Source organism: Micromonospora sp. DT228, from assembly GCF_049841595.1.
Classification (GTDB): domain Bacteria; phylum Actinomycetota; class Actinomycetes; order Mycobacteriales; family Micromonosporaceae; genus Micromonospora.
Genome location: NZ_JBNCKO010000005.1, coordinates 243,700 through 255,364, shown reverse-complemented (window position 1 = coordinate 255,364; position 11,665 = coordinate 243,700). Strand labels below are relative to the sequence as shown.

The window sequence follows — 11,665 nt, the reverse complement described above, 5'->3', positions numbered from 1 at the left end:
TGGTGAGGGGCGACCTGGACGAGACGCTGGCCCGACTGGCCCGGCGCGAGGAGGCGCGGCGCCGGCGGACCAACGACCGTGACGACAGCATGCCGCCGCCGGGCCTTCCCGGGCCCAACCCGGACGAGGTTCGCGGCGGCGGGGCGGGACGGCACGACCCCCGGCACGCGGGGACGGACTCCCCGGGCGAGGCCGCCGGGTGGGGTCCGGTCGAGGAGGTGGCCGAGGCGGTCCGTCAGGTCGTCGGCGGCTACCCCGGGCTGGTGGTGACCGTGCAGGTGCAGCACGAGGGGCAGACGTACCCCATGCGGGTCTCCTGGGACGGACCGGACGTCACGGTCGGGCCGGTGCCCCCGGCGGCGCCTGTGGAACCCCCGCCGGCCTGGCCGCTGTCCGGCCGGACGGTTCCCGAGTGGGCGCCCGGCCCGGATGGGTTGACCCCGGACCCGGCGGCCCGGTTGGCCGAGCTGATCCGGCGGGACCCGTCGCTGCTGGACGAGTTGGATCCGCGGCGCTGACCGGCGGGGCTGGCCGGCGGCGGCTACGGTCGGGCGGTGGCGCAACCCGACCTGACCCTGACGGCGAGCCTACGGCCGGCCGCGCTGGACGCCCGACGGGGCATCGTGCGGCTGCATCCGGAGGCGCTGACCGCGCTGGGGCTGCGGCCCGGCGACCCGATCCGGCTCACCGGCCGCCGGGAGACGGCGGGGATCGTGGCGACCGCCGGGCCGGGCGCGAGCAGCGCCCTGCTGTACGCCGACGACCTGACCCTGGGCAACCTGGGTGTGCGCGACGGCGCTCAGGTGCGGGTCGGCCCCGTGCCGCTGGTGCCGGCGGGCCGGATCATCCTGGCCGGGCCGGTGGAGGTGGTCGCGGCGGTGAGCCCGGAGATGCTCCGGCTGGCCCTGCTGGGCAAGGTGCTCACCGGCGGCGACGACGTGTCGCTGCTGCCACAGGATGTGCTGCCGGACGCCTCGGTGCGCAGCCTGGTCGAGGTGGCGCGACGCAGCCTCGCCAACACCGTCGGCTTCGCCTGGACCAGCACTCTGCTCACCGTACGCACGGTCGAGCCGGCGGCCGGCGCTCTTGTCACGATGGACACGGTGATCGGCTGGGAGCACGGCCCGGCCACCCACGGCGGTCCCGCCCCGGTCGACGCCGGGTGGACGCGGCCGGCCCGGACGGATGACGCGGCCCCGGCGGTGGACCAACCCGACGACACCCCGGACGTGGACGAGCTGCCCGGGCTGCGCACCCAGGCCGAGGAGCTGACCGAACTGCTCGACCTCGGCTTCCACCACCGGGAGGTGTTGGGCCGGCTGGGCACCGCCATCTCGCTGGGGGTGTTGCTCGTCGGTCCGGCCGGCTCCGGAAAGTCGGCGCTGGCCCGGGCCGTCGCCGCCCGGGTGGGCGCCCGCGTACACCCGCTGTGGGCGCCCGAGGTGGCCGCGTCGACGAACCAGGCCGCCGCCGACCGGTTGCGCGCCGCGGCGACGGCGGCCCGAGCCGGCGGGCCGGCGGTGCTGCTGGTCAGCGACGTCGAGGCGCTCGCACCGGCGGAGAGCCCCGGCCCGGTGGCGACGGTGTTCCGTCAGGTGCTCGCCGAGTGCATCCGGGCCGGTGTCGCGGTGGTCTGCGCCACCGGCCGACCGGAGGCGGTCGATCCCGCGCTGCGCGCACCGGACCTGCTGTCGCTGCGGATCAGCATTCCTCTTCCCGACCAGGCGTTGCGCCGCGAACAGCTCACCGTGCTCACCCGGCAGGTGCCGCTGGCCGACGACGTCCGGTTGGACGAGGTGGCCGCGCGTACCCCCGGGTTCGTCGCGGCGGACCTGGCCGCGCTGGTCCGGGAGGCCGGGGTACGCGCGGCGCTGCGGCAGAAGTCCGCCGAGACGCCGACGGTGTCGATGGCGGACTTCACCGCCGCCCGGGAGGTGGTCCGGCCGACCACGATGGCCGCCTCGACCCTGGATCTGGCCTCGGTGACCCTCGACGACGTGGGCGGCCTGGACGACGTCAAGCAGACGCTCACCGAGTCGGTGCTGTGGCCGTTGACCTACCCGGACACCTTCGCCCGGCTCGGGGTGCAGCCGCCGCGCGGTGTGCTGCTCTACGGGCCACCGGGCTGCGGTAAGACCTACCTGGTCACCGCGCTCGCCGGGTCGGGGCGGGCCAACGTGCTGTCGGTGAAGGGCGCGGAACTGCTCTCCAAGTGGGTCGGTGAGAGCGAACGCGCGGTCCGCGAGCTGTTCCGCCGGGCCCGGGAGGCGGCTCCCACCCTGATCTTCCTGGACGAGGTGGACGCCCTGGCGCCGGTACGCGGGCAGGCCACCGACGGGGGCACCACGGATCGGGTGGTCGCCGCGCTGCTCACCGAACTGGACGGGGTGGAGACGTTGCGCAACGTGGTGGTGGTCGGTGCCACCAACCGACCGGACCTGGTGGATCCGGCGCTGCTGCGACCGGGCCGGTTGGAGCGGCTGGTCTACGTGCCACCGCCGGACGGGCCGGCCCGCGCGGAGATCCTGCGTGCGGCGTCCCGGCAGGTGCCGCTGGCACCTGACGTCGACCTGGCGGCCCTCGGCGACGAGCTGACCGGCTTCTCCGCGGCGGACTGCGCGGCGCTGGTCCGGGAGGCGGCGCTGGCCGCGATGCGGGAGTCACTCGCCGCCGCCACGGTCACCGCCGGGCACGTGGCGACGGCACGGGCCCGAGTGCGCCCGTCGCTGGACCCGACCCAGGTCGCGGCGCTTGCCGCGTACGCCGCCCGGCGGGACTGAGCGCCGTTCCAACCTTTTGGCGGCTCCGGAGTGTTATTAGGGCGTCACATTCCTCTGTGGAGTCCTCCACCTGGACGTCAGGCGGTGTTCCTTGCGCAAGCTACTGTCCCTTCTTCTCGTCCCCCTGGTCGCGGCGGCGACCCTGGCCACGGTCGGCACGCCGGCGACCGCCCATCCGGCGAAGCCGTTCCCGGCCCGGATCGCCCTGCCCGACGGGTTCACCCCGGAAGGGTTGACGATCGGTCGGGGCACGACTGTGTACGTCGGGTCTGTCCTGGACGGCGCGGTGTGGCGGGGTGATCTTCGTACCGGGCGCGGCTCGGTGCTGATCCCGGGCACCCCCGGAGCCGCCAAGGCAGGGCTCAAGATCGACGAGCGGGGTCGACTCTGGACCGCTGACTTCACCGGCGGCGGAGCCAGCGTGTACGACCCGGGCACCGGCGCCAGGCTGGCCCACTACCCGTTCACCACCGACCCCAACACCCTGGTCAACGACATGGTGATCACCAAGCGGGCGGTCTACTTCACCGACTCCACCCGGCCGGTGCTGTACGTGGTGCCGCTGGGCCCGGGTGGCCGCCTGCCCGCCCCCGCCGCCGCCCGGGTGCTGCCGCTGACCGGTCCGGGCGCGACACCTGACGCGTTCAACAACGGGATCGTGGCGCTTCCGGACGGCGACCTGCTTGTCGCGCAGATGTTGACCGGCCAGCTCGTCCGCGTCGACCCGCGCACCGGCGGCAGCAGCGTCTTCGACCTCGGCGGCTACTCGGTGGACCGGGCCGACGGGCTGGTGCTGCGCGGTCGCACCCTGTACGTGATCCGGAACCTGACAAACGTCATCGCGGTGGTCCGGCTCAACGCCGGCTACACCGCCGGGACTGTGCAGCGGGAGATCACCGGACCGCAGCTACGGTCGCCGGCCACCGGTGACCTGCTCGGCTCGGCGCTGTACGTGGTGAACGGCCGGTTCGACGTGGAGTCGACGCCGACCACCGACTACGACATCGTCCGGGTGCCGGCCTGATCCAGGCGGTCGGCGGTGGCCCCCGCGGTCACCGCCGACCGACCCGGGCACCCCGGAGCGCCTCAGAGCGCCGGCGGCGTCGAGTCCAGGCAGATCTCGGCACGCACCTTGCCGTCGTCCTCGTACAGTTTGGCGCCGCACTTGTGCAGCACGGCGACCGCGCCGATGTTGTCCGGGGTCGTCTCGGCGACCACCACCCGCATGCCCGCCCGAGCGGCGGCGTTCAGCAACTCCCGCAGGGCCGCCGCGCCGATCCCCTGCCCGCGCGCCGAGCGACCGAGCCACATGCCGGTCTCCACTGTGCCGGGCTCGTCACAGCGCGTCATGCGAACCATGCCGAGCACCTCGCCGCCGACGAGAATCGCGTACATCTGCGAGCGGGTCGGGCCGTCCAGTCCGCCGAAGCTGGCCCGATGGAACTCCCGAAACGCCTCTCGACGGGCGAGCGACCAGCCGGCGGGGGCCTCGACGGGAGGCATCACGTCGCTCGGCTCCGCCTCCGCCGCCGCTACGGAGAGCAACGGCTCCAGGTTCTGCTCGTCCACCGGCTCCAGCCGGACCGCACCCGCCACGTGCCGCAGTCTGCCGCTCTCATCGGCCGAAGTCCACCCCATTGGCCATCCACTGGCGGTCCGGACAGCGGTACCGGCCGGTCGGGCGGGCGAGGTGTTCCGCATCACGCTCTGTTGTCACCCGACCGGGTGTCCGGGTGTGCAAACCGCTGGCGCGAACTCGCCGAACACCACCGACGCCGCGACATTCCTCGCGGGTCGGACCGGGCCGGGCTGGCCGGGCGGTGGCGGTCAGCGGCGACGGTTGCGGGCGCGCGACGAGCGCAACCGGCGGAGCCGGCCGACGAGCACGGGGTCGGCGGCCAACGCGGCCGGGTTGTCGAGCAGCCCGTTGAGCAGTTGGTAGTACCGGGTCGACGAGACCCCGAAGGTGTCCCGGACGGCCTGTTCCTTGGCGCCGGCGTGTCGCCACCACTGCTGCTCGAAGGCGAGGATGGCCCGTTCCCGTTCGGTAAGCGCGGCTATCGGCGCGCTGGGCGCGACGTCGACCTCGTCGTCCGGCTCGGGATCGTCGGTGCTCTCGATGGGCGGCACCGGCCGCGGAGTCGGCACCGCAGGCGCGACAGCACCCGTGACGTCACCGCGACGAGCGTCAGTGGACGGCTCGGGGGCGGCCGGGGTGGCGTCGGCGGACATGGCCTCAGCCTAGCCAGGGACGACCTGGGCCGCACCAGCCGGCGCGGCCGGCCCCGCTCCGCCGGGAACCCCGACGGCCGGGCCGGCCGCGCCGCGTCAGATCGGTCGGGTCAGGTGATGTCGCGGCGACGCATCGCCCAGAGCGCCGCTCCGAGGATCACCACCACCGCGACCGAGAGCAGCACCGAGGACTGCTGCCAGGTGATGACCAGGGTCTCCGGTTCGCACGACCCGTTGAAGGTCGCGCTGCAGGAGTCCCAGTCCTGCAACTTGACACTCTTGTACACCCAGGCCAGCAGGTAGGTGGGCAGCAGGTACGCCTCGGGCCAGCGCACGTTCGCCAACCCCAGCAGGATGCCCAGGCCGAACTGGCCGACCACCATCACCGCCACCACGCCGCCCAGGGCCATCGCGGTGTGCCGACCCAGCGACGCCAGGGCGAAGCCGATGGTGGTGAGCACCAGGACCAGGACCACACCCCGCACCCCGGTCAGCACGAACGACTGCCAGGCGCCGGAGGTCATCTTCTCGGTGCTGCCGCGGAACGTGGCGACCCCCCAGAACCCGGCGAACCAGAGCACCGCGGCGGGCAGCGTCACCGCCAGCATGCCGGTTAGCAGCGCGGCCAGCTTGGTGAGCAGCACGGTGAGTCGCTTCGGCCGCCAGAGCAGCAGGTTCATCATGCCGCCGGTGCTCCACTCGGCACCGATGAAGGACGCGCCGACCACGAACCCGACAAGCGCGAGGATCGCCGCGAACGGAATCAGCGTCTCGTCGAACGTCTTCCGGAAGTCGAACGTCGAGGGCAGGAACCACTGCGCCTGGATCTCCTCCCGGGGCGGCGGCGTGATCTGCGAGCAGTCGTCGGGGTAACGGTCGTCGTTCGACGTACCGGCCGCCTTGGCCCGCTCGCAGTCGACCCGCGCCTGCTCGCTCCAGCGCACCTGCTCCTGGTGCTGTTGGTCGGCCTGACGCTCGGCCCTGGCGTACTGCGCGGCGTCGAGCTTCTGGTTGCTGAAGAACACTCCGACGACCACCGCGGCCAGCACCAGCAGGCCGAGCAGCGTCATGTACCTGGTGAACCGCCGCTTGGTGAGCCGGCGCAGCTCTGTACGAAAGAGGCTCACGCGCCCCACCCTCCCGCGGTGGTGTCGGGCTGACCCGCCCCACCGACCTTCATGGACTCGTCGACCTGGCGGTGCTGACCGGGGACCGGCGCGGTGGACGTCAGTTCGAGGAAGACGCTCTCCAGATCGACGGCGATCGGCGCCAACTCGCTGACGTAGAGGTTGCGTTCGGCGAGCAGGCGGGTCACCGTGGCCGGCTTGTCGACGCCCGTCAGCATCAGGTGGTCGGGGTGACCGGTGACCCCGATGCCGGCCGTGGTGAGCGCCTCGGCGGCCGCGGGCAGGTCGCTCACGGCCTCCAGCCGGACCCGGACCGCGCCGGACGAGTGCTGCGCGAGGACCTCGTCGACCGGACCGAACGCGACGCGCCGGCCCAGCGAGATGATGGTGACCGAGTCGCAGATCAGCTGGATCTCGCCGAGGATGTGGCTGGACAGCAGCACTGTCATCCCGGATTCCGCGAGACCGCGCATCAGCGTGCGCATCTCCCGGATGCCGCCCGGGTCGAGGCCGTTGGCGGGCTCGTCGAGGATGAGCAGCTTCGGGTTCTTCAGCAGGGCCGAGGCCACGGCGAGCCGCTGCTTCATGCCCAACGAGTACGTCTTGACCCGCTCGTCGGCCCGGTCGCGCAGCCCGACGAGTTCCAGCACCTCGTCGACGCGGACGGCCGGCACCCCGCCCGCCCCGGCCAGCAGGGACAGCGTGTCCCGTGCCGTGAAGTGCGGGAAGAACTGCGGGCTCTCCACGATCGCGCCGACCTGGCCGGCGACGGTGGGCAGGGCGTCGGGAACCTCGTGTCCGAGCAGCGCCATCCGGCCGCCGTCGGGTCGGATCAGGCCGAGCAGGGTACGCAGCGTGGTCGTCTTGCCGGACCCGTTGGGGCCCAGGAAGCCGTGCACCTGCCCTGCGTCGACCCGCATGTCGAAGCCGTCGAGCGCGTTGCGGGTACCGCGTCGACGACTCTTGTACGTCTTACGTAGACCTTCGATCTCCAGGACAGCAGGCAAGCTGCACCTCCCCCGATGGGTGGGCGTGACAGCCGACACCATACGCGGTATGCAGACGCGCGCAATACGCGGTATGCATCGACGCGCCGAATGGGCTAATCCATCGACGGAGCGTTACCGCTCAGGCGCAGATGACCTGTACGCCGGCGGCGCGGAACGCGTCCACCAGCTCCGGGGCGGCTCCGGAGTCGGTCACCAGCGTCTCGACCCGCTCGATGGGACAGATCCGGGCGAAGGCGTGACCGCCCAGCTTGGACGAGTCCGCGATGATCACCACGCGTTTGGCCCGGGCCACCATCAGGTTGTTCATCGCGGCCTCCCCCTCGTGGTGGGCGGCGGCACCGAGCTGCGGGTCGATGGCGTCCACGCCGAGCAGCGCGACGTCCAGGGTGACCTCGCGCAGCAGCGCCCCACCCAGCGGGCCGACAAGTTCGAACGACTTCGGGCGCACCACGCCGCCGGCCACCACGACCTTCATCCGCGACCGGACCAGCAGCTCGTTGGCGATGTTCAGCGCGTTTGTCACAACGGTGAGCTGGGCGCCCTCGGCGCTGGTGTTCAGGTCCGGACGCACGGCGAGCGCCCTCGCCACCTCGGTGCTCGTGGTGCCGCCGTTGAGGCCCACCACGGTGCCCGGTGCGACGAGCGCGGCGGCGGCCGCGCCGATCCGCTGCTTCTCCGCCGAGTGCTTGGCCGTCTTGTAGCGCAGCGGCAGGTCGTACGACACGCCGTTCGCGACCGCGCCGCCCCGGGTCCTGGTGATCATCTGCTGTTGGGCGAGCTGGTCGAAGTCACGCCGGATGGTGGCCTGGGAGACGTCCAGCCGCTCGGCTGCCGCCTCGACGCTGACCCGGCCGTTGTCGGTCAGCATCTCGAGCAGGGCGTTCCATCTGGCGTACCGGTCCACCGCGGGGGCCCTCCCAGTGACTGCACGGACGGTGATTGATTGCGTGCACACTAGTGCGCGAAACTAGGCTTGCGCAAAAAGCAGTCCTGCGCGATCGGTTGGTCAGTTGCCACGGCCACCGGCGTTCGCGCAGAATGACGCGCGAAATGCGTGCCTAACGAGCCGTATTGCGCACCGGCGAGGAGTTCCCATGGCGTACGTGGACGCGGAGATCGCGAGCCAGCCCGACTGCTGGCGGGAGGCGGCCGCGCTGGCCGGCGTCGTCCACGGTGACCTGCCCCGCCCCGGCGAGCGGGTGGCCGTCGTCGGTTGCGGCACGTCGTGGTTCATGGCGATGGCGTACGCGGGCCGCCGCGAGCAGGCCGGCCAGGGTGAGACCGACGCGTTCCAGGCGTCTGAGTTCCCCGCCGGCCGCCACTACGACCGGTTGATCGCGATCACCCGCTCCGGCACCACCACCGAGGTGCTGGACCTGCTCGCCGCGCTGCGCGGGCGGACTCCGACCACTGTCATCGTGGGCGACCCGGCGTCACCGGCGGTCGAGCTGGCCACCGCCGCGGTGACGATGCCCTTCGCCGACGAGCGGTCGGTGCTGCAGACCCGCTTCGCGACCACCGCACTGGCCCTGCTCCGGGCCCACCTCGGCGACCCGGTGACCGCGCTCGCCGCCGACGCCGAAGTCGCGGTGCGATCCCCGCTGCCGATCGACCCGGCCACCATCGGGCAGGCCACCTTCCTCGGTCGCGGGTGGACGATCGGGCTGGCCCAGGAGGCAGCGCTGAAGTGCCGTGAGGCGGCCACCTTCTGGGCCGAGGCGTACCCGGCGATGGACTACCGGCACGGTCCCATCTCGGTCGCCGCGCCCGGCAGACTGGTCTGGGCGTTCGGCGAGCTGCCCGACGGGCTACCCGAGGATGTGGCCGCCACCGGGGCGGCCTTCGTGCACAGCCGCACGCACGGTTGGCGCACGGTGCTGGGCAGTTGGTCAGCCGGTCGTACCCCGGTCGACCCGATGGCCGACCTGATCCTGGCGCAACGCTTCGCGGTCGCGCTGGCGGCCAGCCGAGGCCTGGACCCGGACGCGCCCCGACACCTGTCCCGGTCGGTGGTGCTGGCGTGACAAGCGGCGACGCCGGGGCCACCGACCAGGTCGTCGTCGCGCTGGATGTGGGCGGCACCGGCATGAAGTGCGCCCTGGTCCGACCGGACGGCGTCGCGGTACGCACCGAGCGGCACCCCACGAACGCCGCGCGCGGCCCGGCGGCCGTGGTCGGCACGATCCTGGACGTGGCCGTCGGGCTGGCCGACAGGGCCCGAGCCGACGGGCTCACGCCGATCGCGGTCGGCATCGCCGTGCCCGGAGTGGTGGACGAGGCGCGCGGCGTGGCGGTCTGGTCGGCGAATGTGGGCTTCCGGGACGTACCCCTGCGGGACCTGGCGGTGGCGCGGCTCGGCCTGCCCACGGCGCTCGGCCACGACGTGCGCGTCGGTGGTCTCGCCGAGGCGCGGCTCGGCGCCGGGCGCGGTACTCCGCACGTGCTGTTCGTGGCCATCGGCACCGGCATCGCCGCCGCGCACGTGGTCGACGGCTCGGCGTCCGTGGGCGCGCACGGCGCCGCCGGGGAGATCGGCCACATCCTGGTCCGGCCCGGCGGCCCGCGCTGCGGCTGCGGTCGCCCCGGCTGCCTGGAGACGATCGCGTCGGCCGCCGCCGTCGGCCGCCGCTACGCCGAACTGGCTGGTGCGGCGGCGGACGCTCCCGTGACGGCGGCCGATGTCGCCGAGCGGGCCGCAGCCGGCGAACCGCTCGCCGGCCAGGTCTGGCGGGAGGCGATCGAGGCGCTTGCCGACGGCCTCGCCACCGGGCAGGCCCTGTTCGACGTGGCGACGATCGTGCTCGGCGGCGGCCTGGCCCAGGCCGGGGACCGGCTGCTGACCCCACTGCGGGCGGCGCTGCACGAGCGGATGACCTTCCATCGGGAGCCGCGGTTGGTCGCGGCAGCCCTCGGCGACGAGGCCGGCTGCCTCGGCGCCGCCCTGCTCGCCCTGGACGCGGTGCGCGTCCGTGACCAGGACGCCGTGCGCGTCCGTGACGATGACGCCGTGCGCGTCCGTGACGATGACGCCGTGCGCGTCCGTGACCATCAGGAGGAGCGATGACCGTGCGGGTGGACGGCCGAGTGGTGACCCCGAACGGTGTCATCCGACAGGGCTGCGTCGAGTGGGACGGAGATCGGATCACCGCGGTCGCCGAATATCCGTCGGTCCGGGACGGCAACTGGATCCTGCCCGGCTTCGTCGACATGCACACCCACGGCGGTGGTGGACACACCTTCACCACCGGGGACGCCGACGAGGCCCGAGCAGCGGCCGGCTTCCACCTCGCGCACGGCACGACCACCCTGTTGGCGAGCCTGGTCAGCGCGCCCTTCCCGCTGATGCGCGCGGCGACCGAGGCGTTCGCTCCGCTCGTCGAGGAGGGCGTGCTGGCGGGAGTCCACTTCGAAGGGCCCTACCTCTCCGCGGCCCGTTGTGGAGCGCAGAACCCGGAGTACCTGCGCGACCCGTCGACCGACGAGTTGACCGAGCTGATCGAGCTGGGCCGGGGCGCGGTCCGGATGGTCACCCTCGCCCCGGAACGCGACGGCGCGCTGGAGGCGATCAAGCTGCTCACCGCACAGCGGGTGGTGGCGGCGGTAGGCCACACCGACGCGACGTACGAGCAGACCCGTGCCGCGGTCGCCGCCGGTGCCAGTGTCGGCACCCACCTGTTCAACGGCATGCGCCCGGTGCACCACCGCGAGCCAGGGCCGGTGGTCGCCCTGCTCGACGCGCCCACAGTCATCTGCGAACTGGTCGCCGACGGGGTGCACCTGCACGACGGGATGCTGACCTTCACCGCCTCGACCGCGGGCCCGGACCGGGCGGCGCTGATCACCGACGCGATGGCCGCCGCCGGAATGCCCGACGGCTCGTACGAGCTGGGCGGCCAGGCCGTCACCGTGACCGACGGAGTGGCCCGACTCGCCCGCGACGGTGCCATCGCCGGCAGCACGCTGACCATGGATGCCGCGCTGCGGCACGCGGTAAACGCCGGAATCCCGATCGCCGACGCGGCACGGATGGTGGCCACCACCCCCGCGCGCGCCATCGGCCTGGGCAATCAGGTGGGCTCCCTGCAGGTTGGCCTGCGCGCCGACCTGGTGGTGCTGGACGCCGACCTGAACGTGGTCCGGGTCCTCCGCGGCGGCTCCTGGGTGGAGTGAGCGCGAGCCCTTCTCGCACGCTTACCGCCATCAGGCGGGTGACAACGCTCGACGGCAGTGTGCCGCTGGAGGCCGTGCCTGGCCGCCGCCACGCCACGGGCCATACCCGGCTGCCGCGACGCCGGAAGCCTCACCCAGCCCTCGCGACGCCACAGGCCATACCCGGCCGCCGCCACGCCACAGGCCATACCCGGCCGCCGCGACGCCGGAAGCCTCACCCAGCCGCCGCCACGCCACAGGCCATACCCGGCCGCCGCGACGCCGGAAGCCATGCCTGTTTGGCGGCCTGTAGAGCTGCCCCAGATATGGGGCAGGCGCAGCCACTGGACGCACAGACCTGCGGAGG

Annotated in this window: 11 protein-coding genes; 6 read left to right on the top strand and 5 right to left on the bottom strand. The window is 73.2% G+C overall.

Annotated elements, in window-relative coordinates:
- Window positions 1-2: 2 nt before the first annotated feature.
- The 3 genes from ACLQ29_RS12975 to ACLQ29_RS12965 all read left to right on the top strand — a co-directional run bounded on the left by ACLQ29_RS12975 (window position 3) and on the right by ACLQ29_RS12965 (window position 3,804).
- Window positions 3-518 (top strand): hypothetical protein, encoded by a 516-nt coding sequence (locus ACLQ29_RS12975; RefSeq protein WP_425771836.1) that lies wholly within the window; start codon window positions 3-5, stop codon window positions 516-518.
- A 36-nt stretch (window positions 519-554) separates the two neighbouring features.
- On the top strand, window positions 555-2,780 hold the full coding sequence (locus ACLQ29_RS12970) for an AAA family ATPase (RefSeq protein ID WP_425771835.1): 2,226 nt from the start codon (window positions 555-557) through the stop codon (window positions 2,778-2,780).
- Between the two features lie 91 nt (window positions 2,781-2,871).
- Window positions 2,872-3,804, top strand: coding sequence for an SMP-30/gluconolactonase/LRE family protein (locus ACLQ29_RS12965; RefSeq protein ID WP_425771834.1), 933 nt, complete (start codon window positions 2,872-2,874; stop codon window positions 3,802-3,804).
- A 62-nt stretch (window positions 3,805-3,866) separates the two neighbouring features.
- Here ACLQ29_RS12965 and ACLQ29_RS12960 read toward each other — a convergent pair whose 3' ends face one another.
- The 5 genes from ACLQ29_RS12960 to ACLQ29_RS12940 form a co-directional block, all read right to left on the bottom strand.
- Window positions 3,867-4,376: a GNAT family N-acetyltransferase gene (locus ACLQ29_RS12960; protein ID WP_393369663.1), complete on the bottom strand. Its 510-nt coding sequence runs from the start codon at window positions 4,374-4,376 to the stop codon at window positions 3,867-3,869.
- 231 nt (window positions 4,377-4,607) lie between these two features.
- Window positions 4,608-5,012, bottom strand: a complete 405-nt coding sequence (locus ACLQ29_RS12955) for a DUF3263 domain-containing protein (protein WP_425771833.1) — start codon at window positions 5,010-5,012, stop codon at window positions 4,608-4,610.
- A gap of 110 nt (window positions 5,013-5,122) precedes the next feature.
- On the bottom strand, window positions 5,123-6,139 hold the full coding sequence (locus ACLQ29_RS12950) for an ABC transporter permease subunit (protein WP_425771832.1): 1,017 nt from the start codon (window positions 6,137-6,139) through the stop codon (window positions 5,123-5,125).
- Window positions 6,136-7,146 (bottom strand): ATP-binding cassette domain-containing protein, encoded by a 1,011-nt coding sequence (locus ACLQ29_RS12945; RefSeq protein ID WP_425771831.1) that lies wholly within the window; start codon window positions 7,144-7,146, stop codon window positions 6,136-6,138. The genes ACLQ29_RS12950 and ACLQ29_RS12945 overlap by 4 nt, the downstream gene beginning before the upstream one ends.
- Before the next feature lie 121 nt (window positions 7,147-7,267).
- Window positions 7,268-8,053, bottom strand: coding sequence for a DeoR/GlpR family DNA-binding transcription regulator (locus ACLQ29_RS12940; protein WP_393369654.1), 786 nt, complete (start codon window positions 8,051-8,053; stop codon window positions 7,268-7,270).
- A gap of 190 nt (window positions 8,054-8,243) precedes the next feature.
- Between ACLQ29_RS12940 and ACLQ29_RS12935 the strand changes: the two genes are divergently transcribed.
- Genes ACLQ29_RS12935 through nagA form a run of 3 tightly spaced genes read left to right on the top strand, consistent with a single transcriptional unit; the run spans window position 8,244 to window position 11,319 of the window.
- Window positions 8,244-9,173, top strand: a complete 930-nt coding sequence (locus ACLQ29_RS12935; RefSeq protein ID WP_425771830.1) for an SIS domain-containing protein — start codon at window positions 8,244-8,246, stop codon at window positions 9,171-9,173.
- Complete coding sequence (locus tag ACLQ29_RS12930; RefSeq protein ID WP_425771829.1) at window positions 9,170-10,213, top strand: ROK family protein; 1,044 nt, start codon at window positions 9,170-9,172, stop codon at window positions 10,211-10,213. Before ACLQ29_RS12935 ends, ACLQ29_RS12930 begins: the two co-directional genes overlap by 4 nt.
- Window positions 10,210-11,319, top strand: a complete 1,110-nt coding sequence (gene nagA, locus ACLQ29_RS12925) for an N-acetylglucosamine-6-phosphate deacetylase (RefSeq protein WP_425771828.1) — start codon at window positions 10,210-10,212, stop codon at window positions 11,317-11,319. The genes ACLQ29_RS12930 and nagA overlap by 4 nt, the downstream gene beginning before the upstream one ends.
- Window positions 11,320-11,665 lie beyond the last annotated feature (346 nt).